Source organism: Streptococcus oricebi (genome assembly GCF_017883985.1).
In the GTDB taxonomy this organism is placed as follows: Bacteria; Bacillota; Bacilli; order Lactobacillales; family Streptococcaceae; genus Streptococcus; species Streptococcus oricebi.
On the sequence record NZ_PRDG01000001.1, the window covers coordinates 174,675 to 198,066 of the forward strand.

Here is a 23,392-nt window from a genome sequence, read left to right on the forward strand (position 1 = left end):
TGGGTCTCTGATTGTTTTTTTCTGATGTTCCTAAAAACTAGGGAGCATTGTAGTAGACCTGGTGGCCTTCTAGTTGCTGATTCATCAGCTCAGATACGGTTACTAGACTATAACCATTCTTTTGTAGGTAGTCAAGCACAGTTGGCAGAGCATCAATACTGGTCTGGTGAATATCGTGCATCAGGATAATCGAGCCCTCCTTGACCTGCTTTTTGACCTGGTCTAAAATGGCCTCTGTCTTATGGGATTGCCAATCCAGGCTATCGACACTCCAGAGGATAAAGGATAGGTCTATTCCTGCGCACAAGGCTCCTGTAAATTCTCCATAAGGAGGGCGCAGTAGGCGCGGTCTTTGACCGGTAACTGCTGCAAGGGCGGCCTGGGTATCCTCAATCTCCTTTTGCGCCTGAGCTAGGCTAAGGGTCGGTAGGCGAGGATGGCTCCAAGTGTGATTACCGATTTCATGGCCCTCCTTTTGGACCCGCTTAATCAGATTCTCATTGCCTGCAATATGCTGTCCCAGCATAAAGAAGGTTGCTTTGGCCTTATATTTGGCCAGAATATCCAAGGCCTGGGGAGTGGTCTTAGGGTCAGGACCATCATCAAAGGTCAAGGCCACCAATTTTTTCTTCTTATTGGCCTGGTATTGCTGGTAGGCTTTTAGGTCCTCATCCTTAAGGTAACTTTCATCAATAAGGTCATAAAACTTGCCTAGAGGCAGGACCGACTCGCCTAGCTTGGTCTTATTCGTTGGTAAAAAGATTTTAAAAAGTCCCTCCTCATAGCGAAACTTCCATTGGCTCAGGTCCTGCTTGGCTAGCTCTTCCACCAAGTTCTGACTGTCTGACTCAGCCTGTCCTTGGGCCAAAAGTCCCTCCTCAATCGAAGCCAAAAAGACTTGCTTAGCTCCCTCTGAATCTTTGAAGAGCTGATTTAAGGTTAAGACTTCCCCGTTTTTTCTTAGGTAGAGATGCCCCAGCTGGAGATTCTTGACTGGACTCAGCTGATGGTCCAGGACGGTCCTCTCACTTTTTTCAAGCTCTACCAAGTCAATACCAGCTAGACTAGTAGAGCTAGTCTGACTAGTGTAAAAAAGTAGGCGCTTTAAGGGCTTCTGGTCTTGGCCCTGGTTCGCATTTTTCCAGTCGGCATCCATCTGATCGGCTATGGCAGAAATCACCTGACCATTAAGACGAGGATAGTAGGCAACAATCAAGGACTGACCCTTCTTGGTCTCCTTTCTTTCAACCTCTCCCTTATTGTGTTTCTGGTCCATCTGCTGGAGACTGGAGGTAATTTCCTGCTTGAGCTCTTGTTCTGCTCGCCAATCTAAAAATCGGAAAATCCCCCAGGCCAGACAGCCCAAGAAGATAAAAAGTGAACACACTAGCAAAATAATCTTTTTTTTCATGTCTAATATTATAACAAAATTTTATGTGAAATTCCTAACAATCCTTAAAAAATTTAAAAAAATTAGACCTTGCATAGCTGATAAAAATAAAGTAAAAAAAGAGAAATCTTATCAAAAAAAGCGAGACAGAAGGTCTTCTGTCTCGCTCTTCTATCCTATAAGGACTTGTCGCGAATAACCTCAACCTTGTAACCGTCTGGATCCTTGACAAAATAGTAATTTGGCGGATTACCAGGAAGCCCTTTAGGCTCTGTCACTTCATAGCCAGCCTGGCTGTGCTCCTTGTGCAAGGCTTCCAAGTCCGGTGTACTGAGGGCTACATGGGCAAAACCATCTCCGATTATATAAGGACCATGGTCATAATTATAGGTCAACTCTAATTCGTAATCGTCACCCTCTAAGCCCAAGTAAACAATGGTAAACTTGTGCTCTGGAAAGTCCTTGCGCCGTAATTCCTTAAAGCCAAAAGCCTCTTCATAAAATTTGATGGATGCTTCCAAGTTTTCTACCCGTAAGCAAGTGTGCAACATTTTACTAGCCATATAGCCACCTCTTTCTTATTTTCTACTAGTATACCATAAAAACAATCATATATGAAAAGAAGATGGAGTTCAATAATTCCACCTTCCTTTTTCTAATTTCAGCGCAGTAATTGAGTGCTTTCCAGATATCTATACTATATAAACTGGAAAGGTACTCAATCTTGCGGGGCTCTCACTAGCAAGTCAAAATATGACTTCTGTTCGGCCACCTATTTACCAAGCTTAGCCTTAGCTGCTTCTGCAAGTGCTGTGAAAGCTGCTGCATCGTTAACAGCAAGGTCAGCAAGCATTTTGCGATTCACTTCGATTTCAGCTAATTTCAAACCATGCATCAATTGTGAGTATGAAAGTCCGTTCATACGAGCTGCCGCATTGATACGTGTAATCCACAATTTGCGGAAGTCACGTTTCTTTTGACGACGGTCACGGTATGCATAGTAGTAAGAGTTCATTACTTGCTCTTTTGCAGTACGGAACAAGATATGTTTTGCTCCATAGTAACCTTTAGCTAATTTTAAAATACGTTTACGACGTTTGCGTGATACGACGCCACCTTTAACACGTGCCATTTATATTTCCTCCAATAATTTCCTAGAATTCTTGTCTTACTTAAGACCTGTAAGCATTGCTTTGATACGTTTGAAATCTCCAGCAGATACCATGGTTGCTTTACGAAGATGACGACGTTGTTTCTTAGTTTTTCCGTGGAAACGGTGAGAAGTGTAAGCACGGAAACGCTTAAGGCCACCAGAACCTGTACGTTTAAAACGTTTAGCTGATGCGCGGTGTGTTTTTTGTTTTGGCATGATATGTTCTCCTTTTTCTAACTTTTGACAATTATTTCTTGTCTGGAATCGGTGCTAACTGCATAAACATCTGACGTCCATCCATCTTAGCCCTTTGCTCAATAATGGCGATATCTTGAGTTGCCTGAGCAAAATCAGCTAATACCTTAGCTCCAATTTCCTTGTGGGTAATCATCCGTCCCTTGAAACGAATGGAAACCTTAACCTTATTTCCCTTTTCCAGGAATTTACGTGCATTGCGAAGCTTGGTTTCAAAGTCACCCTTGTCGATGGTTGGACTTAGGCGGACTTCCTTAATCGTGATAACGCTTTGTTTTTTACGTTGTTCCTTTTGCTTCTTCTGATACTCAAACTTGAACTTGCCATAGTCCATGATTTTAGCAACAGGCGGTTTAGCTTGTGGTTGGATAAGAACCAAATCCACATTAGCATCGTCAGCAATTGCTTGCGCTTCGCTAAGGGGTTTGATACCTAACTGCTCACCCTCAAGACCGATTAAACGAACTTCACGAACACGAATTTCATCATTGATGAATAAGTCTTGTTTTGCGATGGTTTTCACCTCTTTTTCCTTATTCGAGAAAAACAAAGTGTGGGCTCGCTAACGCAAACCCACACTACCTGATAGTATTTCATCTCTGAAACTTCATCCTGTAGAGCCAGACAACGTTAGTCGCAAGGCGAGAAGCTCTCACTTCTGCTTTTCTCAACCATTATAGAATACCAATTTTCTTTGTTCCTGTCAAGGACTTTGCGAGAAAAATTAAAGAAATATCCAAAAACTTCCGTCAGGTCCAGCTAACTTCTAGAGCGAATAGCCTGATCCTGCAAGTCCAGCAGGTGGTCTCTAAGGGCAGGATTGACAGCATGGATATAAAGCCCCTTAACCCCTCGCTTCATCAGAACATTCAAGGAGTTTAAGATAATCCGCTCCCGCTGCCTTCTCTCCTCTTCTGGATTCAAGTCCGTCATTCCTTGAAAGGCGGCTGGATCTTGATAGAGCTCACTCTTTAGGACTAAACTCCCCTGCTTGGGGTCGTAAGCAATGGAAGGCCCTAAAAGGACACCTACATAGTTTAGGTCAAAGCCTTGGATTGTATAAATCGAACCTACCTCATCCAAGGTATCTGGTCTTTCAGCCCAGGTAGCATCCTCCTTCATCAAGGTCCAGGGTAGGGCCAAGCCTTGGGGATCTACCAGATAGCTAGCCCCATCAGGCTTATAAGGATAGTCATAGGTAGCTACTATCCGCGATAAACCGACATCGCGATTACGATAGGCAATCAATCTCTTCAAATCCTCAGCTGATTTGACGATTTTAAAGTCAAATAGATTTTTCCCCGAATGATTCATGGGAATGGGCTCAATCTTGCGCTCCTTAACCAGGGTATCCACCCAGCGCCAGACTTCTTGAGAAGACCGCATCCGAATCTGATCTGTCAATTCAAAATCTCGGACTAAAACATCCTGATCCTGACCTAAGGAGGCTAAAAAACTCTTGCTATCCCAATGGCTCTGAAGCCTCAATAGCTGATACTCATCATAAATACAGACCAGCATCCTTGTTCTTGACAGGATATCACTTAACTGGGTCTTGGACCGGCCTGTGGCCAGCAGTAAATGGGCCTCATCAACCAGGACCAAATCAGTCTCTTTTACCTGGGCGATAAACTGTTCCGGTTCAAGAATCTGCTCCTCTTTCAAGGAGGTCAGCCGCTGGCTGAGGGCATGGTAGGTCTTGAGGACCTCCTGATGATTGACTAGGAGATAGGAGGACTTGGTCGTCATTTCCTGCAGACTAGAAAACAAACTAGACAAGAGGACACTCTTACCTGTCCCAGCCTCCCCCCTAATAAAGACCAAAACTCTTTTTTCCTCTTTAAGTAGGTCTTGATAGCTAGTTATCAACTCCTCTTTTATGGCTGCCTGGTCGAGAGACAGGTCATGATAGGGGGATAATTTAAAGAGGGCCCTATTTTCAATTTCTTGGGCACCCTGCTTGACAAAACCAGCTTCTAGTAGAGCCTCCCACAAATCCCGGAAAAGCTCCTTTTGGTAGTAGGTCTGCTGATAATAACGATGCTGGATTCTGGTGCGACTAGTCGTCAGGTTATCCAAGATAAAGCCCTCATCAGCCAACAAATAGTTAAGTAGCTTGCCCTCAATCGTATAGAGGGCTGATTGGTGCAGGTGTTCATGGCTCATCAAGAGCAGCCTCTCATAGTGACCCTTCCTTAAATGCTGCAACAAGTCATGCTGAATCTGTACAGTCTCCCCAAGGAAGGCATGTCTATTTGACTGGCTATACAAAAGGTAAAGAACTGGGTACTGGATCACCCTTTCTCCCAGTAAATTTTCAATATTTTCAGCCTTCAAGTCCATCACTTGAAGCTGCCATTTGGGTTTTCGGATCATAACTATTCCTCCAAAGAGCCATCAAAAATTAGCTAAAAGACCAGAAGGGGCTAGCCCTAGCTAAGGAGATTTTCCCTGTCTACTAACTCTTTAAAGCTAGCAAATAAGCCCCAGGCCAAGGCCTGAGGGCTTATAGGTCAAGAAAATCAAACTTTTCTCTAAGTGAAAAAACTAGACTCAAGCAAGACTAGGTCTTACCAAGTCTAAAAATATCATTTTGATTTTCCGAGACTATGCTTATCCCTCTTCAATCAAGGCTTTGGCCTTATTTTCTATAAAGGCAACCACTTCTTCGATGCCTACTCCTGTAGTATCAAAGGTCAGGGAGTCTGCTGCTGCTTTCAAAGGTGAGACTGCCCGGTGGCTATCCTTATAGTCCCGCTCTGCAATCTCTTTTTTCAGGGTTTCAAAGTCTGTCTCAATCCCCTTGGAGAGATTTTCCTTATAACGCCTTTGTGCCCTTTCTTCGACCGAGGCAATCAAGAAAATTTTCAACTGGGCCTCAGGCAGAACAACTGTTCCAATATCGCGACCGTCCATGACAATCCCTCCCTGGCCGGCAATCCTTTGCTGGAGAGCTACTAGCTGCTCACGAACCTCAGCAATAGCAGCCAACCAAGAAACGTTATTGGTTACTTCATTTTCACGAATAGCATGGGTCACATCCACATCTCCGACGAAGACTAGCTGCTCTCCTGCCTCACTACGACCAAAACCAATCGGGTGCTCCTCTAAGAGCTCGATGATTTCCCGGCTATCCTCGGCTGTCAACTGGTGCTTGAGCGCCAAATAGGTGGCAGCCCGATACATAGCTCCTGTATCCAGGTAAATATAGCCAAGGTCCTTGGCCACAATCTTGGCCACTGTACTCTTACCACTCGAGGCTGGGCCATCAATAGCGATTTGAATTTCTTTCATAAGCAGACTCCTATTGAATCTTTACCACATCACCAGGATTGGCATACCAATAGCCCTGAGTCATGTGCTGAGGATTGAGCTGTTCTAGCTGGGCAATCGAGATTCCTGCACGCGCAGCAATGGCCGCCTCTCCCTCACCTGCCTGGACAGTTAGGGTCCCTTCAGAAGACTCGGTCGTCTCCCCACTAGAGGCAACGGGCTCTGCTGACGAACTCTCGGTCGTTTGAGCTGGAGCATTGGCATTGTAAAAACCTTCTGTCTGGGCCTTCTTGCTACTGCCCCCTGTTGATAAGTAGGTCAAAGCAACGATAATCGTAATGACCATAATAAAGAAAATGACTGCTAAAATGGTCAGGACACGATTGGCCCAGACACCGTTAAATTTCTTACTTCTCTCCAATTCCTTTTCTCCCTTATCGTAGATATCTTCCTTCCATGGTTCCTTTGCCATGACTTCCTCCTTGTGTTTTTTCTAAAATCTTATTACAATATACTTATGAAAGTAAAACTAATTCCCGAAAGATGTATTGCCTGCGGGCTCTGCCAAACCTATTCTGAACTCTTTGACTATCATGATAATGGCATTGTCAAATTTGCCCAGGATGAAGACCAAGTTCTTGAAAAAGAAGTGGAAATGGATCCGGCAATCCTAGAAGCCATTAAAAACTGTCCAACTAGAGCTCTCTTAAAGGACTAACTATCCTTGTCTCCATAATAGGTGGCAAAATAATCAATATGAAGTAAATTATCCACCAGTTCGACCTCCCCTTGAAAGTAGTCATTACGGGCCAGGTCATTGACAAAGTATTTCTTGGGCCACTTTCTCATACAGAAGGTTCGGCCCTTTGTTTTTCCATTAAAAAATAAGGTAATTGAGGTCTTGGTCACTTCCACCTTGCGGATACTGGCAATCTCAATCTTTGAAGGTGTAAAAGGATTGGCTGTAATGATGCGCAAAATCCCATTATCATAAATAGTAAAATACCGATGGACTCCAATTCCTAGCAAGAGCATGAATAAAAAGAAGAAGGATAAGACCAAGATAGGTACATCCGAACTCTCATACATGAGGGCTAGGCCAACAAAAATCGGAATGACAGATAAAGACCAGTAAATGACTAAGATAGATACATCTGGTTGCCAGTGATAACGTAGCTGACCAAAAATCTTTATCATCGCTACACCTCCTCTATCTAGTTTAGCATAAAAAAGAGAAAAATAGAATAGGAAACCTATTCTATTTTAATTATTTACAAGCTTAAAGAAATTCTTGGATAAGTAGCCTCGACCACTAACTATGTCGTATTCGACCAGTTTTAAATCTTCAGCCACTTCCCTTGCTTCTGGGCTAAATTCTGACTGTGCTTTGTCGACACTAGCCTTATGGAGAACTTCTGTCAACAGGGCATAGTAAGGAGAAACCTTAGAATTTGTCTGCTCCAAAACCAAGGCCGAAAAGTCACTCGAATTGACCACTGGATAGTCCAACTTAGGCCGTTCATAATTACTCCAAATAAAGTAGTCTGTCAGATATTGACTATCTGGATTATTGAGAAAGGCCGAACTTGGGTAGAGACCTGGTAGGTGATCGCCATAAAAGACAACAGTGATTTTTTTATCTATCTTGGATAAATTTTCGAGTAAGTCTTTGGTAGCCAAATCAGTTTGATATAAAAGACGACTATAAAAAGTTAATTTAGAATTTTGATCCGAAGTGAAATCATCAGCACTCCCTTCTAAATTTTCTGGATTATCCTCTAGCCATGGCGCATGATTCTGCATCGTCATTACAGAGAAAAACTGACTTCTTCCCTTATCAATATTATCTAAAATCAACCTATAAGTAGAGGCATCACTTGGACTGATTCCCTCGTTTTGAACATCTATATTTTTGGTATCTGTAGATATAAAACGATCAAATTTTAAATAATCATAAACATAATTTCGAGAATAGTTAGATGGGTTGGCTAAGTGAATTGCTATGCGATCCTTTGACTTAAACAGATTACTAATAGTTGGTACATATTTCATCTTAGGAAAAACTTCAGTATATAAGACCGAAACACTTTGTGACATATTATAAAAAGGAAGACCAGTCAAAGTTTGAAATTCCATGTTAGCTGTTCCGCCACCATAACCGTCAGACTTCATCAAACCACTAGTAGCCTGTTCCTTAATTTGGTGAATATTAGGAATAGGGTCTTGTGTCAATTCTACTCCCTCAACTCGCGCAGGATCTGAAAAACTTTCACTAAGGACATAGATAACTGTTTGCTCATTAAGAAATTCTGAACGATTCTGATTGATTTCTTGGGATAATTTCAGATACTTCTCTTCGATTTCTTTTATTCTCTTCTGACTGTAATTATCAGGTCTTTCCATCACTTCGGTAGTCATCTGATTAATCCAAACAAAAGCTAAAGAACGATAGCGAGCATTGCTTGCATTTCCTAACCAAGTAATATCTTGAAAATTATTCAAAACAGATACTATTGGTATATTGTCGCTTATTTTTCCATCTTTTTTGTCTAAGAAGAGACCAAATAGACTACTAAAAATAAAAGCAATTATTACTAGACAAGTAATGCGCATTTTAACAGAAGTAATTATTTTACCTACAAATAAGAAGCGTTTAAGAACGAAGAATAAGATAAATAACAAGACTAACGCTACTGTCGTATACCAGATAAAGGATGAATCGATATAACCTAAAAGTGAATCTGCTTTGAAAATCCAAGAAAGATCGCTGGGTAGAATCGGTTCTCCTCGCATATTATACTTAATTGAATTTGCATAGGTGAATATACCACCAATAACTAAAATAAGGTTCGTAGCAATCCAAAATTGATTGATTATCAAGTAAATTGTCAAAAATAATAAAAATAAAACAATAATTTGAAAACTCATTGCTCCTGGCAAAATTGGATAGCGCTCTAAGAAAGGTACTCCTTTTCCCATACTCAATTGAATACTAAAATTGAAAACCAAGGCTAAGAAAAGGCTGGTGCTAATTGCTAATAGATAACTGGAGCGATTTTTGACAAAATCCCTTGCTCCTTTAACTAGAAAATAACTAATTCCTGTCCAGAGAAAAGAAATATAAAGAATGATTCCTGTAACTAGAAAAAAGTGATTGTTTCCATAAGACGACGATGGAGTAATTCGGTGATTTAACTGTAAAAATAATTCTGTATTGGCTACTACTCCTCTCATATTTCTATTTGTCAAGATTAAAGTCAATAGAATCTGTGATAAAAAGAAATAGTCGATTCCTTCGTTAAAAACCAGCTGAGGAGCTTTATTCGCTAGAAATTTTACCTTCGTACGCAGATAATAGATTAAAACTGCTAATATTCCTACCAGAGCCAAAGTAAATAACACCTGCTCTTGAAAGATTCCTGCTTTAGAAAAATTCCATAACTTATATTTATTATTGTTAATATTCAAAGTCATATCAATGAAATAAGCCACACAACAATAAGCAATATACATTAACAATAATTTAATAAGAAATTTCCAATGAAATTTAAAATAAGAAAAGATAAAAGCAAGAACCAGAATAGCAGCATAATAAATAAGCTGACTGACTAGTAAGAAAGTCTTAACATTTTCCACTGGTTTTTGATAACTAATAACCAAGGAATGGAGCAAAAAATGATTGATTAACAAAAACAAGAAAGTTGTAACAAGAACAACTGGCGACAACTTTTTCAAAAATTTTTTCATGATTTCACCTTTTGCGCTAGGCGTTTGAAAATATACTTGACAGCTCTCGCTGGACCAATAATAATATACTTCAAGGCTCCCTTGATTCCACCCATATGATTAAAATCAACATAGGTATGCGGTTGCAAATCTTCTCGATTATTTAACAGTTTATTATCAATAAAAGGAGTAAGCACTTCTTGGCTCGGAGCAATTCTAAAGTCATAGTTTTTCGCCCAAGAAATATAAATCAAGAGCCGCTCAATCGCATGCAAGATAGAATTTTGAGGAAGAGGCTCTGCCGGAACATCAGCATCCGTCAAATCCAGGTCAAAGAGTGGTTGCAAAGAATCATATTTAAACCAAATATAGGTTCCATAGCTCATGACAAAAGTATTGAAGCTTTTGAAGTCGATCGGTTTAGATAAATTCATCTTTTGCCACAAGTCGTTCATCTCTGGAGCAATCAAAGCCTCATTCCAAGCAACAACGATTTTATTATAACGAAAGAAGGTCGGAATATCAGCAATGACTAAACCCAAATCTTCATTTTCTTGCAGATTAGCGATGATTTGATCCGCCGGCTTAACTAGCATATCAATCAACTCTTTGCGCCAAGACTCGCCTGCCCAAAAATCAGCTTCCTTAGATTTTTTAGTATGGAAGTGCCCGATATAATCGTACTGAGCGAGTTGCTTCTTGAGCTTGAGCATAGGGAGAACATCTCGACCGATATTTCCCGTGACAAAAATCTGAGACTGAGCCTGGCGCTGATCCAAAATAGCCTCAATAGCTGTGACTTTTTCATCCCGATCCGTCGTGATATAAAGATCGTAAGGAAAATGGAATTGCTCAAAAGCCTCCAAAAATTCCTCCAGCAAATCCTCATAGAAAACATGAAGATGAACAGCAATCTTGCTAGCCGATGAGGGGGGAGCTACCGCCGCTTTCAAATACTTGCTACCTAGCAGATAAGGGTAGTCAGGATAGTCAATCTTAGACATGTGCGAAACAATTAAATCAATCGGATAGTCCGTACGCCGCTCAATTTCCTTCAAAATATAAGGGGTCACACTTTGATTGGCACCAATGGTCTTCACCTTGATAAAAGGAACCTTATATCGCAAGATTGCTGTAGGATTATAGTAAGAAAAATCTGGATGCAGCATACCGCTATCATCTTCTTCAACTGTATTAAAAACAGTTCGGTATTTGAAGCCGGCATCAAGTAAGGACGTTGTGATATTGGTTTCATACTGGTCAATGACATCTTGAACATTGATAAAATTTTGGACATTGAGCCAAAAATTTTGAAAAGCCTCAGATACCACAACTTCACGTGAGAAAGACATATAGTAGCTTTGAATATGCTCTTGAAATTGCTTGGTTTTACGAAAATTGGTCATGCCCCAAAAATCAACATTGGCATCACTTTCAAAACTATTGTAGATCTCTTTCATATCCCAGAGGGGACCAAAACAGGTGTCATTCATAAGGGTAACGGAATCATAAGACTTGAGATTTTCAAAGCCCACATGAGTCATTCCGTCACGCCAAGCTGCAAAGTCAAAACCAACATTTTCACGCGCGATAAAATCATCAATTAAGTGAGTCTGCGTCAATTTTTCTTTATCTGTTTGATTGAGTTCACTGTTAGAAATAAAAATAATCTTGGAAAATAGTGGTCGCATGTGCTCTAACTGATAGAGGACATGACTGCTAATAGAATTCCATTTATTAAAGTGAACATAGAAAAGCAATCTTTTCATCTTATTTCCTTTTTCTGAATAAATTTATAAATTTGCTAGGAATCGTCCAGCGTCTGGAATGTGTCACCGAGTTATAACGAACAACCATTTCTTCTAGTTGGGCTTGCAATTCTTGATTACGCTGCTGCAAATGCTCGCATTGAACTTTATAAATCGTTAATTCCTCAGCCTTAGGACCAAGCTCTAGCAACTTTCTCCCTAAAACATCACCGATGTAATTCAACTTGGTCACATCGTCAACATTCATCATTTGATAGTGCAAAGTCAACTCTTTCCCATGATAGTCCTTGATTTCATAAAAAAGCTGCGGGTCAGGTTGCGGGAAAAAATAGTCATTTTGAAACTGAAAGCCATTTAAATCGTAAGGAAGAATTTCCGTATTGTGCTCCTTATCAATCAAGGCAACTTTGGAGTAAAAACTGGGAATTTCCGACAAGTCAATCCGAATCCTTGTCACATCTGGACTCAGCTTGAATGTAATGGTGTCCTCTGCTTCCAAAGTCTTTCGTAAAATATCTTCCTGACTGAAAACGCCGTCTGCTGCTGCAAAATAAATCGTCACCGTCTGACTGCCGATTTGAGAAACTGAGGTTATAGGCTTAGACAATTCAAGCTCATAGTCATTATTACGGCGCAAAAGAATTTTTGTCATTTCCTTAAAATCGCTTTGAGGATACTTCTCAACGTAATCCAACTGGGTATCCAATAAACGATTGAAACGATAGGTCAGTGCATCAAAATCTTTGGGACGCGAATCCGAGCCTTCATTGATACGATAAGCGACCATAGGCTCTGGCAAATAGGTCAGCTCGGTTCTTTGAAACAAGTCCATCTGCAGATTAAAAGTGTCGTCAGACGTCGTCAAATCAAGCTCTGTATTGACCTCTAACATCAGCTCACGTTCAATCAACCACGTTGAAGCCATGGTGAAGCCCCTTGTCGCAAGCATCTTTTCATAGGTATCTGCTAATGGAATAACATCCTTTTCAAAGCCCGCTTGTGCTTTGAGAACACCGTCCTGATTATAAACATCGAAATCACAATTTGACCACCTAGACTGGGGATTTTGCTCCAAAGCCTCAATTTGCTTCTGCAACTTCAAAGGATCTAGCCAGAAATCATCACCGTCACAACGAGCAATATAATCACCTTGCGCCTCTTGACAAATCCGAACCCAAGTTTTAGAAATCCCTTGATTGCTTTCATTATAAAAACTACGAATTTTATCAGGATAACGCTCTGCATAGTCTGCTAGAATTTGTGGCGACTGGTCGCTTGACGCGTCATCCACCAAGAGAATTTCTACCGCAAAAGTCGTTTGTTGACTTAGAAAGCTCTCAATCGCCTGCGCAATCCAAGGTCCTTTATTATAAACGGTGCAAATGATCGATACAAGAGGTTTTGTCTCCATATCAATATCCTTTCATCAATCATCAAAGGCCAAAGCCATAAGAAAGCTAGAACTCTCTAGTGAAAATTCCATTTCCCATTTCGCTGAATAAGTCCGCTAGCTGAATCTAGAGCTGACAAGTCGTTGAGCTTGATGTCTTTTCGACTAACCATAATAATTGGCGTTTGCTCAACATTAGAGAAGGCTAACATTTTGCCCTTCTTATCACGAACGGTCACTTCTAGCTTCATCTTAATATTATTGACACTAGGAATAGTACAGTGATAGGTGATTTTCTTATGTCCCTTGCCGCGGCAAGGCTCGTCCATAGAGTTGTCATTGTAAATCCAAATATTTCGGTCAATATCAGTCAAAGAAAGTGCGATGTAGGTTTCAGCATCTTCTAACGAGTCATAGTCAATCTCAAACTCAATCACATCGCCTGCGGTAATATCATTTGGCGTATTGAGTTTTATTTGAAGATTATCTACAAGTAAGATTTCTTCCTTCTCCTCAGCTTTTTTATCTTCAAGCTCTTCTTGTCGCACCAGAGGCACTGCATTATCAAAACTGTATTGATTGGCGACATTTTCAGGTTCACCATAAGCCTTGACCAGCCCATTTTCAACTAAAACCGCTCGGTTACAATATTTCTTGACAGCATTCATATCATGGGTGACAAGAATAGTCGTCTTGCCTGATTCCTTGCGTTCCATGAAATAGTCATTACATTTGCGCTGGAAAGCCTCATCTCCCACCGCCAGAACCTCATCAAGAATCAGAATATCTCCCTGGGCCTTGATGGCCACTGAAAAGGCCAGACGGACCTGCATTCCAGAAGAATAGTTTTTCAATTTCTGGTTCATAAATTCTTGAAGTTCGGCAAAATCGACAATATCATCATACATGGAGTCAATTTCATCTCGAGAAAAACCGAGTAAGGCTCCATTCATATAGACATTTTCCCGGCCAGTCAATTCTGGATTAAAGCCGACCCCCAGCTCGATAAAGGAGACCAACTTTCCATCAATTGTCACACGACCTTTTTCTGGCATGTAGATTTCAGAGATAATCTTCAAAAGTGTAGATTTTCCAGATCCATTTCGGCCAACAATTCCAAAAAAATCTCCTTTTTTCACTTCAAAGGAAATATCTTTGAGGACATGTTGCTCTTTATAGCCTTTAATTCCTTTAAAACGGTTGACCATGGCAGTTCGTAAACTATTAGTTGCTTCGGTTGGCAACTTAAAATACTTGCTGACATGTTCTACTTTTACTGCAATATCATTAGCTGTCATTAGAGAATCTCCGCAAATTTCTTAGCATTCTTATTGAAAACCACATATCCCACCACAAAAACGATAATCGGTAAAAGATAAGGGAATAAAACAATCAACTTGTTATTAACCATTTGCCAAATAGTCGTATTGGCAGGGTCGATGAGGAAATAACGCATATCCTGAATAATTTGAGCAATCGGATTCATCATCACAATTTTTGCTGCTATTGGATTTTTTTCAGCAATGAAACTAATTGGATAAATAATTGGTGTGGCATACATCCCAGCCTGCATAAAGACTTCCCAAATCTGAGACAAATCACGAAAACGAACAAAAAGTGTCGCCAAGATAAAAGCTAGTCCAGCAGCCATTAAAAAGAGCTCTATAAACAAAGGAACAATCCACAGAGCTGACCAAGTCAGCTGAACGCCGTTTAAAATAGCAAAAATTAGAACAACTACCAAGTTAATAGAAAAGTTAATCATAGCACCAGCTACTGCTGAAATAACGATAATATGTTTAGAAAAGTTTAACTTTCGTAACAAATCTCCCCGTGATACAATAGATACCATTCCCATAGAAGTCGCTTCAGAAAAGAAAGACCAGATGACATTGGCCAGTAGCAAGGCTACTGCAAAGTGAGGGACATCTCCTCCAATACGCAAGAAGCGGATAAAGACGATATACATAATTGTAAACAGGAGCAAGGGCTTCAAAATTGACCAGAGATAGCCAATAACTGATCCTTGGTAGCGTAATTTAAAGTCTGTTTTTATTAGTTCTTTTAATAAAATCCGATTTTTCTGACTAAAAAAGTCCATTATTTCTTCTCCTTATAGGCAAATTTGGTGAGAATCAGGAGGCTAAAAACCAGGGTATGAAAGGCCCGATTTTTCCGGTAACCATAATGGCGTAACCGGCGGTAGCGCTCCTTAAAAGGAAGCTCCATGATTGTCACAAAATTTTCAATCAAATCTCTCTTTTCTGCTGCAAGGGGCAGGGCCAGAAGATTTTTGGCCTGGACTTGACTCCTTGAAATCAAGTTCCAATACTTGGTAAATAATAGGTGGGGCCTCAGCCAATTATGGAGCCTTTTAGAAAGGGTCCTGGCTCCCAGAACATTGCTATCATGCTGGCGATAGAGTTCTCCTGGCTGATCTAGGTAGACCAACTGGCCGAAACTGGTCGCTAGTAAGGCCAGGTACCAGTCATGCATGAGGATGGGATAGGTCTCCTGACCTGTCCACAACTGAGCCAAGCTATGGTTAATCATGGACACACCGCCAGTCACCGTATTTTCAGTCAATTCTTGTAAAAGTTCGGTATTGGCATGCCCTGACTGGGCTCTTATCATACTTTCATGAACAACATTTAAGTCTTGGTCAACTACTTTTAAGTCTGTATAAATCAGAAGTGGTTGTTCGACCTTATACTCTGCAGCTGCTTCTAGCTGCATGGCTACTTTATCTGGCAACCAAACATCATCTTGGTCGCTGAAGAAATAATAGTCAGCCGCTTCAAAGTCTAGCAAGCGATGAAAGCTTTTGACAACTCCTAAATTGCCTTCTTCCGCCTCGTTGATAAAACGAATGCGCGAATCCTTGTCGACAAACTGCTCGATGATTTCTAAGGTTCTGTCACTAGAGCCATCGTCTCGAATCAGCAGTTTCCAGTCTGGAAAAGTTTGCTGCTGGATACTCTCTAACTGCTCCGCTAAAAATCTCTCACCATTATAGGTAGACATGAGAATATTGACTTTCATGATAAAAATAATTCCTCGTATTCACCCACAATTTTTTCCCAGGTGTAATTTTCTTTCATATTATTCTTGGCAGCTTGGCCGAGAGAGCTAAAGTCCTGCTCCTTATCTAGCCCTTCAATCAAATCCAATAAGCTATTGTCTGCCTTTTGCCAATAGTAGGCCGTTTCCTTAGCCACTTGTTGATTAAAGTCAACACCCAAAACCAGATTCAAATCTGTCTGGGCCAGGGCCTCCAAGAGACCCGGGTTGGTGCCCCCAACCTCGTGCCCATGAATATAGGCAAAGGCTTGATTCCGTAAATATTTCAACAATTCCTGATCATAGACCGTCCCAACGAACTTAATCCGCGAATCCTTGTCAAACTGTGTTTTTTGGCGTAATGCCTCAAAGTAGGGATTGCCCTCGTGATTACAGACAATCAGTAGGTCACGCTGACTCTTGGACTTGATAAACTGACTGATGGCAGTCTCATAGTTATTTTCCGGAACAAAACGGCCAACAATCAGGTAGTAGCCCTTTTCCTTGCTGGACCACTGCTCAAAAAAGGAACGAACCTTCTCATCTTGCCGAGATAGGCTAGAGAGATTCAAGTCTGTCCCATAAGCTAAAAAGCTGGTCCTAGCCCAAGGATAGGCCTTTTGGATGTAACTTTCAATCCCTATATTATCCGCAATAATCAAGTCAGCGTATTTGGTCATCATTTTTTCAGAATACTTGAGATAGACTTGTACATAAGCTGGCCACTTGGCCCGCTTCCACTCTAGACCGTCCGGATTGACCAAGCACCGCCCTCCTAATTTTTGAATTTTTCTGATAAAAGGGGCGATAAAGGCTCCAATCGTATTTCCTAAAATATAAAAAATCGGGCGCTCTATCTGCTGCTCTTTGACCAACTTGAGGCCATAGTTAATAGCCATCATATCATAGGCAATAACTCGAGCTGGACCAAGCTTGGGTGCCTTAATCGTAAAACAATCCGCTCCCTTATAATCAAAGTGCTGGTAGGCTTGGTCCTCTGACAGACAAGCTACATGGTACTTGATTTGAGGCGATATTTGCCCTTCAACTATTTTTTCTACAAAGGTTTCAAAACCACCATATTTTGCAGGAAGTCCCCGACTTCCAATGATGAATACATGCTGCATGATTTTCCTCAATTCAAGATTTTACAATCCATTCTATTATACCATTTTATAGCGAAGTTTGCAGGAAAAAAGGAGGCTAGTCAAAACTAGCCTCCTTATTACTATTTCTTTTCTTGACGATAAAATTCTTTCAGGGCGTCCTGCCATGTTGGGATAACAAAACCAGTTGCCTTGGCCTTCTTCAAGCTCATGGTTGAGTTGAAAGGACGCTTAGCCTTGGCTGGAAATTTGCTAGAGTCTACTGGTAAGACTTCTACATCTGTATCTTTCAGAATTTCTACTGCAAAATCATACCAGGTGGTATCTTCTTCAGCATCATTGGACAGGTGATAGTAACCAAATTCTTTTTGATTTTCGGCCAAGTAGGTCATAAACTCTGCCAGAGTCCGGGTCCAGGTTGGTCGACCATGCTGGTCATTAACCACGGTCAAGGTTGGATGACTTTTAGCTAGGTTTTGCATGGTAAAGACAAAGTTCTTACCATAGTTACCAAAGACCCAGGCTGTCCGAATAATGTAGTAACGGCTAGAGTATTTCTCAACCAGCTCTTCACCCAAGCGTTTGGTCCGACCATATTCGGTCTGGGGAGCAGGAAGATCATCCACTTCCCATTCCTCTCCGACTGGTTTTTCTCCGTCAAAGACATAGTCAGTAGAGATATAAACTAGGGTTGCCCCATGCTTTTCAGCAGCTTTGGCAACATTTTCTGTCCCAACTACATTGATGGCATAGTCTAAGTCCTTACCTTCATCTTCTGCTGCGTCGACAGCTGTATAGGCGGCACAGTGATAGACCAGGGTCGGCTTAATCTCAGCAAAGACCTGCTCAACCATTTGGCTATCTGTAATGTCCATTTCTGCCACATCAACAGCCACATATTCCTCATTGCGTTCATCCAAAAGGTGACGTAGTTCTGTACCGAGCTGTCCCTTACTACCTGTAATTAAAATCATAGAATTCTCCTACTCTAAAGCAGCAAAATATTTTGCTTTCTTTAATTTTGCTAAAAATATTATAACAAAAAAAGCGAAAAAAATCCGCTTTTCCTTCTTTTAAAATTCTAATCTACTGATTGTTAAACTTCAAATAAAATTCATATCTAGTCTATATTTAAGGTGTGAGGGAACTATTAGTAAAAACTTCCTATCGTGAAGAAAATTACCGCAATAATTCCTAGCATACCGATTTTAAAGACAAAGTTATCATTCAACTTCTTTTTTAAAGAATAGACATCTGGTAAAGAAATCAACAATAACAACCATAATAGAAATACGCCAAAATAATAACGCCCTTGTACACCCTCAACCATGTCCAGGCCAATTGGAGTCCATGTGAGATACATAGATAATACGATAACTCCAACAATTGCTAAAGTAACAAAAAAGATACCTAATTTTGTCCATTTGGTCATAGAATTTTGATTAAGATTACTTAAGACTACGAGAGTATAAAAGACTATGAAAGCAATATATAGCTTGTCCATCGGGGCGTCTAACCAACCAAAGTTAAAAGTCATCAATAATTTAGAAGGGGCTGTAATGATTTCATTTCCTATAATAGCAATTCCTTGACTAGGATTTGAAATCAAAAATTTAATTTGTTCTGCAACACTAACGCCTTCACGAAGAACTACCCCTTGTATTTGCTGATACAATTTAAACCAGAAAATAGTAAAAAGTAAAGTCAAAAGAATCGATAAATATGACAAATACCTGTATTTTGGTTTTTCCCATTTAGCTTTAGGAATAAATGCTAATAGGAAAACAAGGAAAGTGTAAGGCAATTTCATAGTCGCCATTAACATAGATAAAGCTACATAGAGTAAGATATCCTGGATGTTTACCTTTTTCTCTCTTTCTAAATAGCTAAGAAAGAGACCTATTAGAACATAAATCAGTCCTAAAGATACACCATCTTGATTATAAGATGCTGCCAATACTAGATTCATAGGCATCATGACGACTAACATCATAATTTGGCGGTACTTTCCGCTCAATTTTACAGCAATCAATGCTAGTAAGGAAAAAGCCAGAGCATTAAAAATTCGTCCTAGGTAATATGTGGCTCCTACACTCAGATTTAAAATCCTTCCAACTGTCAGACCTATTGCTTGGGGCAAATATCCAATAAACCAATAGGCATTTGTTGTTCTAAAGTCTGTTTCTCCATCAAATGAGCGTTGCTTTTTATTTATCTTTAGACTAAATAAGTTTGTTTTATTTAAAGGAATCTTTAAATTAGCAGCAATATCAAAATAATCTTGATCAAGTTTTAAACTTTCTTTCTGATTATCCAAATTTATTTGCCCATTTGCTATGCGAAATGTTCTAGATAGATGAACCGTTTCATCTGGCGTGTTTAAAATAGGAGTCATAAAGGATAAGAGGAGCCCGAGAACGGAAAGACTCAAAAATACTGAGCTATTTTTTTCACCTCGTAACATCAAAAATAAAATCAAAGAAATAACTATAGCTATTATCAACAATTTTACATCAGGAAATCCTAGTTGTCCCCGATATAAGAACAGGATAGAGATAATCAGTAACACAAAGGCGATAAGATAATATTTATTTTCTTTGCAAACATTTCCCAAAAAATTACTTTTCATTTTAATCTCCTAAATGGTTAATAACTTAATTTTTTTCTTAGAACAAGATAGACTGCTGTATTTCCAATCGCATAAAATAACATTGCTATAAAGAAACTCAAAGCTGCACCAAGTAGTCCCAAACCTGCTACGAGTGGGTAAGTAATGGCCTTAGCAAGGATATAAACTGCTATATAAACAAATAACAGATACTTCTGCATTCTAAATATTGTTACAACATTTTCCAAAACCAAGGCAACTGAGTATAAAACACCTGCAAAAACCAAGAGTGCTAGAGTGAATTGCTCAGCATGTAAGTCCACTCCAAAGATAAGACTTAGGATAGGTGTGCCTATTAAGTAGGATATGATACTGATTAACAAGCCCCCTGTCAGTAGAGAAAAGTGAATCTTTCTATTAATAGCATCAAATTTTTGATACTCTTTACGACTCCAAAGCTTTGCCATATCAGTTATCAAGGGTCTGATAATTAAAATACAGAGACTCATAAAAAATGCCGGCATGAACAAAATGTTGTAATTCCGCTGCATTCCTTCTTGTAATATTCCATTTTGAAGGCCACTTTCAATGGCTTGTTTTGCCTCATTAAAAATCAAATTAACAATGAATCCATTGATAAATAAGGGCAGACAAATTTTTAAGATAGCGAGGCTTCCTTTTACATTTTCATTTTTCCATAACTCGCTCCAAATGATTTTTTCAAATAATAAACTTTGTGAAAAATCATAAGAAAAAACAAATATTAGATTAAAAATAAAAACCGCAAAAACTGACCAAGATAGAGAGTGAGTTAGGAGAAGGGCAAATAAAAGAATCACTGTACTTAAGGCATATCTGATAGTCATTGAACGTCCAGCAATATCCAAACGTTCATGTTTTTGAAATTGCCCCTGAAACAAATCAGACCACGCATCACATGTACGATATAAGATGAGTAAAATAGCTACTTTAATTGGTTCTAAATCAGAGAAATTATAACCAGAAAATTGTAAATAAGGAAGAATGGTGACTAACATGACAGTCGTTGAAATAAATCTAGCCAAAAAATAACTAGCAAAGGTATGAGAGTTTTGAACATCCGTTCCTTGGTAATTTCTGACTTGAAACATCCCAATAATAACCCATAGATTACCAATAGAGTAAGATAAACTAAACTTATCAGCTTCATTGGCAACCGTCAAACGAGACACTATCATAAGGTATAAAACTGATACTCCTGCCGCTGACAAATTCCCCATTAAATTCCAAAAATATATTTTCTTTTTAGAAATGTACTTGCTATTCTTCATGTTTTTTGTTTTCTAAAGCCTGTTTCTGTGCTAAATGACGAATCTGCGTAGTTTGCTTTGAAACAATTCGAGTAAGAGAGAAAGAAATATATAACAAAAGACAGAAACCACCAAAAAAAACAAGGTTGACTGGCTCATAAATACCGACTAGGTGTGCTATGAGATTTATCAAACTCGGAAACAAGGTGACAATTAAAATAGAAATCCCCAGAATCAGCCAAGTTAATGCCGTCCTCATCTCAATCTCTTTTTTCACTATCAATCGGATAATGTAAATCAAAAAACAAGCAATACAGGCAACAATCAAAATACTAGCTCTTACGTTCATCCTTATATCCTCCACTCATTTTACTGATCAGCATTGCTATCGACACTTTTATCATATAGTAAACTGATTTACTTAGGGTAATGGAAGAGGTTCCATGTTCGCGTTCATTCATAAGGACGGGAATCTCTTCTACTAAATAACCTGACTCCAATAAGGAAACAATGGTCTCAGGTTCTGGATAATCACTAGGATAGTGGCTGGCAAAAATCTCAATCACTTTTCGGTTGACCACTCTCAAGCCAGAGGTAGGATCTGTTATTTTCTTGCCAGTTAAAATTTTGATGAGTTTCTCAAAGAAAGTAATACCGATGCGACGGGCAAAGGAAGATTGGAAGCCTTGATTTTCAATGAAACGAGAACCAATAATCATATCAACCTGATCTTTTTTGATAAAGTCCAGCATGGTTTTGATGTACTCAGGATTATGCTGGCCATCACCATCAATCTGGACGGCATAGTCATAATCTTTAGCAAGGGCATATTGGTATCCTGTCTGGACCGCACCGCCAATTCCCAGATTGATAGGTAAATCAATGACATTAAAATGATTCTGGCGACAAACCTCTAAAGTGTCATCTGTTGAACAATCATTGATAATCACATAATCAAATTCAGGTGTGTGGGTCTCAATCATCTGAATCGTTTTTTCTATATTTCCACTCTCATTATAAGCCGGAATAATTATTAGTAGTTCCGAAGATTTCACGCTTTTCTTCCCCTTAAAAATCATATAATTCGATTATACTATATTGTCGTCTTATTTGCTAGTTCTTTCTAAAATTTACCAAAAATACTTAGATGGATCCGATTAAGCTCCTAAAAAACCAAGGCGACTCCCTAACGGGAATCGCTCTTTTCCTTAATAATATAAATTGGCCGGTGCTTGGTTTCCATGAATATTTTACCTATATATTTACCCAATATTCCAATGGTCAATAGTTGAAAACCTCCTAGAAAGAGGATAATTGAAACCATGGACGGCCAGCCTGAGGTGGGGTCGCCAAAAATGAGGGTTCGGACAATGACAATCCCCATGAGAATAAAGGCTAGCAAGCAAGCAATGACACCTCCTAAGAAAGCCAGGGTCAGCGGTGCATCTGAGAAATTGACAATCCCTTCTAGCGAGTAATTAAAGAGTTGCCAGAAGTTCCAGCTAGTCTCTCCTGCTACTCGCTCGACATTTTTGTACTCTAGATATTCTGTTTTAAAGCCTACCCAGGCAAAAATCCCTTTGGAAAAGCGGTTGTACTCAGAAACCTCAAGAATGGCATCAACCATTGGCCGGCGCATCAGGCGAAAATCTCTGGCTCCGTCCACCATCTCTACCTGACTGATGCGGTTGATTAGTTTGTAAAATAGGTTGGCGAAAAAGCTACGAATGGGGGGTTCTCCCTCGCGGGTTGTCCTCCGCGTTCCAACACAGTCTAAATCTGGGTTGGCTAGCAAGATTTCCCTCATCTGGACCAGTAATTCTGGTGGGTCTTGGAGGTCCACATCCATGACGGTCACTAGCTCACCTGTCGCATGCCGTAAGCCGGCATAAAGGGCTGCTTCCTTACCAAAATTGCGGGAAAAGGACAGGTAGGTGACGGAGGGATCTTTTTGACTAAGCTCGCGAAGGACCGGCAAAGTCTGGTCCTTGGAGCCATCATTGATAAAAATATATTCTAAATCCTCTGCTAGTTCTGCTTTTATGGCCTCCATGGCTGCATAGAACAAGGGAATGGCTTCTTCTTCATTGAAACAGGGCACAATCACTGAGATGGTCATTCAAAACTCCTTTTTATGGTCAGGCTGATTTTTGCTTTATTATTTTCTTGCTGAAAGACTGGGCCTCATGCTCTCCTTTTTCTAGGAAAGATTTGAAAACCAGTTATTGCTCTATTTTATAATCTCCCCCCTTAAAAGTCAAATGTTTGCTTTAACAGCAAGGCTAAGAGCTGGTTGAAGAATTTCCACTCTGTCTTCTAAGAAAGTAGGCTGATTTTTTATAAAAATCAAAGGAACCCTTCATTGGATTCCTT

General features: G+C 39.9%; 23 protein-coding genes and 1 other annotated feature. Of the genes, 1 reads left to right on the plus strand and 22 read right to left on the minus strand.

The features are described from left to right. Positions 1–37: 37 nt before the first annotated feature. The 8 genes from C4K46_RS00805 to C4K46_RS00840 form a co-directional block, all read right to left on the minus strand. A complete protein-coding gene (locus tag C4K46_RS00805; protein WP_209626403.1) occupies positions 38–1,411 on the minus strand; it encodes a polysaccharide deacetylase family protein in 1,374 nt (457 codons plus the stop codon). 155 nt (positions 1,412–1,566) lie between these two features. Next, complete coding sequence (gene gloA / locus C4K46_RS00810; protein WP_209626405.1) at positions 1,567–1,953, minus strand: lactoylglutathione lyase; 387 nt, start codon at positions 1,951–1,953, stop codon at positions 1,567–1,569. Positions 1,954–2,162: 209 nt separating this feature from the next. Next, entirely contained in the window at positions 2,163–2,522 is a 360-nt protein-coding gene (gene rplT / locus C4K46_RS00815) for a 50S ribosomal protein L20 (protein ID WP_146496046.1), read from the minus strand. A gap of 36 nt (positions 2,523–2,558) precedes the next feature. Next, positions 2,559–2,759 (minus strand): 50S ribosomal protein L35, encoded by a 201-nt coding sequence (rpmI, locus tag C4K46_RS00820; RefSeq protein ID WP_209626407.1) that lies wholly within the window; start codon positions 2,757–2,759, stop codon positions 2,559–2,561. A gap of 31 nt (positions 2,760–2,790) precedes the next feature. After that, positions 2,791–3,321 (minus strand): translation initiation factor IF-3, encoded by a 531-nt coding sequence (gene infC / locus C4K46_RS00825; protein WP_209626409.1) that lies wholly within the window; start codon positions 3,319–3,321, stop codon positions 2,791–2,793. 16 nt (positions 3,322–3,337) lie between these two features. Continuing rightward, positions 3,338–3,468 (minus strand) — a sequence feature (ribosomal protein L20 leader region). Between the two features lie 89 nt (positions 3,469–3,557). Continuing rightward, positions 3,558–5,174, minus strand: a complete 1,617-nt coding sequence (locus tag C4K46_RS00830; RefSeq protein ID WP_209626411.1) for a DNA/RNA helicase domain-containing protein — start codon at positions 5,172–5,174, stop codon at positions 3,558–3,560. A gap of 237 nt (positions 5,175–5,411) precedes the next feature. Continuing rightward, a complete protein-coding gene (cmk, locus tag C4K46_RS00835) occupies positions 5,412–6,092 on the minus strand; it encodes a (d)CMP kinase (protein ID WP_209626412.1) in 681 nt (226 codons plus the stop codon). 10 nt (positions 6,093–6,102) lie between these two features. Next, on the minus strand, positions 6,103–6,543 hold the full coding sequence (locus C4K46_RS00840) for an SAG1386/EF1546 family surface-associated protein (protein ID WP_209626414.1): 441 nt from the start codon (positions 6,541–6,543) through the stop codon (positions 6,103–6,105). Positions 6,544–6,588: 45 nt separating this feature from the next. On the opposite strand from C4K46_RS00840, the gene C4K46_RS00845 reads away from it, so the two are divergent. Beyond that, positions 6,589–6,789 (plus strand): ferredoxin, encoded by a 201-nt coding sequence (locus C4K46_RS00845; protein ID WP_245335096.1) that lies wholly within the window; start codon positions 6,589–6,591, stop codon positions 6,787–6,789. Here the strand turns inward: C4K46_RS00845 and C4K46_RS00850 are convergent. From C4K46_RS00850 to C4K46_RS00915, 14 genes are all read right to left on the minus strand, one after another. Then, a complete protein-coding gene (locus tag C4K46_RS00850; protein WP_209626416.1) occupies positions 6,786–7,268 on the minus strand; it encodes an EbsA family protein in 483 nt (160 codons plus the stop codon). The genes C4K46_RS00845 and C4K46_RS00850 overlap by 4 nt on opposite strands. A gap of 66 nt (positions 7,269–7,334) precedes the next feature. After that, entirely contained in the window at positions 7,335–9,818 is a 2,484-nt protein-coding gene (locus C4K46_RS00855; protein WP_209626418.1) for an LTA synthase family protein, read from the minus strand. After that, the gene (locus C4K46_RS00860) at positions 9,815–11,566 is read right to left on the minus strand and encodes a rhamnan synthesis F family protein (RefSeq protein WP_209626420.1); all 1,752 of its coding nucleotides are present in this window, start codon (positions 11,564–11,566) and stop codon (positions 9,815–9,817) included. The genes C4K46_RS00855 and C4K46_RS00860 overlap by 4 nt, the downstream gene beginning before the upstream one ends. Position 11,567: 1 nt before the next feature. Further along, on the minus strand, positions 11,568–12,977 hold the full coding sequence (locus tag C4K46_RS00865) for a glycosyltransferase family 2 protein (RefSeq protein ID WP_209626422.1): 1,410 nt from the start codon (positions 12,975–12,977) through the stop codon (positions 11,568–11,570). 56 nt (positions 12,978–13,033) lie between these two features. Continuing rightward, positions 13,034–14,254: an ABC transporter ATP-binding protein gene (locus C4K46_RS00870; RefSeq protein ID WP_209626424.1), complete on the minus strand. Its 1,221-nt coding sequence runs from the start codon at positions 14,252–14,254 to the stop codon at positions 13,034–13,036. Then, positions 14,254–15,057, minus strand: coding sequence for an ABC transporter permease (locus C4K46_RS00875; protein WP_209626426.1), 804 nt, complete (start codon positions 15,055–15,057; stop codon positions 14,254–14,256). The genes C4K46_RS00870 and C4K46_RS00875 overlap by 1 nt, the downstream gene beginning before the upstream one ends. Continuing rightward, positions 15,057–15,998 (minus strand): glycosyltransferase family 2 protein, encoded by a 942-nt coding sequence (locus C4K46_RS00880; protein WP_209626428.1) that lies wholly within the window; start codon positions 15,996–15,998, stop codon positions 15,057–15,059. The genes C4K46_RS00875 and C4K46_RS00880 overlap by 1 nt, the downstream gene beginning before the upstream one ends. Then, the gene (cps2T, locus tag C4K46_RS00885; protein WP_209626430.1) at positions 15,995–17,143 is read right to left on the minus strand and encodes a beta 1-4 rhamnosyltransferase Cps2T; all 1,149 of its coding nucleotides are present in this window, start codon (positions 17,141–17,143) and stop codon (positions 15,995–15,997) included. The genes C4K46_RS00880 and cps2T overlap by 4 nt, the downstream gene beginning before the upstream one ends. 101 nt (positions 17,144–17,244) lie before the next feature. Then, entirely contained in the window at positions 17,245–18,096 is an 852-nt protein-coding gene (gene rfbD, locus C4K46_RS00890; protein ID WP_209626431.1) for a dTDP-4-dehydrorhamnose reductase, read from the minus strand. 176 nt (positions 18,097–18,272) lie between these two features. Next, complete coding sequence (locus tag C4K46_RS00895; protein WP_209626434.1) at positions 18,273–19,751, minus strand: DUF2142 domain-containing protein; 1,479 nt, start codon at positions 19,749–19,751, stop codon at positions 18,273–18,275. Positions 19,752–19,768: 17 nt separating this feature from the next. Continuing rightward, entirely contained in the window at positions 19,769–21,040 is a 1,272-nt protein-coding gene (locus tag C4K46_RS00900) for a lipopolysaccharide biosynthesis protein (RefSeq protein WP_209626435.1), read from the minus strand. Further along, positions 21,030–21,368, minus strand: a complete 339-nt coding sequence (locus C4K46_RS00905; RefSeq protein ID WP_209626437.1) for a DUF2304 domain-containing protein — start codon at positions 21,366–21,368, stop codon at positions 21,030–21,032. Before C4K46_RS00905 ends, C4K46_RS00900 begins: the two co-directional genes overlap by 11 nt. Then, entirely contained in the window at positions 21,352–22,074 is a 723-nt protein-coding gene (locus tag C4K46_RS00910) for a glycosyltransferase family 2 protein (RefSeq protein ID WP_338059762.1), read from the minus strand. Before C4K46_RS00910 ends, C4K46_RS00905 begins: the two co-directional genes overlap by 17 nt. Positions 22,075–22,205: 131 nt before the next feature. Next, positions 22,206–23,138: a glycosyltransferase family 2 protein gene (locus C4K46_RS00915; RefSeq protein ID WP_209626441.1), complete on the minus strand. Its 933-nt coding sequence runs from the start codon at positions 23,136–23,138 to the stop codon at positions 22,206–22,208. Positions 23,139–23,392: the final 254 nt, after the last annotated feature.

Bases quoted from the DNA above. Each gene is read 5' to 3' on its own strand.
- C4K46_RS00805 (WP_209626403.1), bottom strand. From the start codon at position 1,411: ATGAAAAAAAAGATTATTTTGCTAGTGTGTTCACTTTTTATCTTCTTG.
- gloA (WP_209626405.1), bottom strand. From the start codon at position 1,953: ATGGCTAGTAAAATGTTGCACACTTGCTTACGGGTAGAAAACTTGGAA.
- rplT (WP_146496046.1), bottom strand. From the start codon at position 2,522: ATGGCACGTGTTAAAGGTGGCGTCGTATCACGCAAACGTCGTAAACGT.
- rpmI (WP_209626407.1), bottom strand. From the start codon at position 2,759: ATGCCAAAACAAAAAACACACCGCGCATCAGCTAAACGTTTTAAACGT.
- C4K46_RS00830 (WP_209626411.1), bottom strand. From the start codon at position 5,174: ATGATCCGAAAACCCAAATGGCAGCTTCAAGTGATGGACTTGAAGGCT.
- cmk (WP_209626412.1), bottom strand. From the start codon at position 6,092: ATGAAAGAAATTCAAATCGCTATTGATGGCCCAGCCTCGAGTGGTAAG.
- C4K46_RS00840 (WP_209626414.1), bottom strand. From the start codon at position 6,543: ATGGCAAAGGAACCATGGAAGGAAGATATCTACGATAAGGGAGAAAAG.
- C4K46_RS00845 (WP_245335096.1), top strand. From the start codon at position 6,589: ATGAAAGTAAAACTAATTCCCGAAAGATGTATTGCCTGCGGGCTCTGC.
- C4K46_RS00850 (WP_209626416.1), bottom strand. From the start codon at position 7,268: ATGATAAAGATTTTTGGTCAGCTACGTTATCACTGGCAACCAGATGTA.
- C4K46_RS00855 (WP_209626418.1), bottom strand. From the start codon at position 9,818: ATGAAAAAATTTTTGAAAAAGTTGTCGCCAGTTGTTCTTGTTACAACT.
- C4K46_RS00860 (WP_209626420.1), bottom strand. From the start codon at position 11,566: ATGAAAAGATTGCTTTTCTATGTTCACTTTAATAAATGGAATTCTATT.
- C4K46_RS00865 (WP_209626422.1), bottom strand. From the start codon at position 12,977: ATGGAGACAAAACCTCTTGTATCGATCATTTGCACCGTTTATAATAAA.
- C4K46_RS00870 (WP_209626424.1), bottom strand. From the start codon at position 14,254: ATGACAGCTAATGATATTGCAGTAAAAGTAGAACATGTCAGCAAGTAT.
- C4K46_RS00875 (WP_209626426.1), bottom strand. From the start codon at position 15,057: ATGGACTTTTTTAGTCAGAAAAATCGGATTTTATTAAAAGAACTAATA.
- C4K46_RS00880 (WP_209626428.1), bottom strand. From the start codon at position 15,998: ATGAAAGTCAATATTCTCATGTCTACCTATAATGGTGAGAGATTTTTA.
- cps2T (WP_209626430.1), bottom strand. From the start codon at position 17,143: ATGCAGCATGTATTCATCATTGGAAGTCGGGGACTTCCTGCAAAATAT.
- rfbD (WP_209626431.1), bottom strand. From the start codon at position 18,096: ATGATTTTAATTACAGGTAGTAAGGGACAGCTCGGTACAGAACTACGT.
- C4K46_RS00895 (WP_209626434.1), bottom strand. From the start codon at position 19,751: ATGAAAAGTAATTTTTTGGGAAATGTTTGCAAAGAAAATAAATATTAT.
- C4K46_RS00900 (WP_209626435.1), bottom strand. From the start codon at position 21,040: ATGAAGAATAGCAAGTACATTTCTAAAAAGAAAATATATTTTTGGAAT.
- C4K46_RS00905 (WP_209626437.1), bottom strand. From the start codon at position 21,368: ATGAACGTAAGAGCTAGTATTTTGATTGTTGCCTGTATTGCTTGTTTT.
- C4K46_RS00915 (WP_209626441.1), bottom strand. From the start codon at position 23,138: ATGACCATCTCAGTGATTGTGCCCTGTTTCAATGAAGAAGAAGCCATT.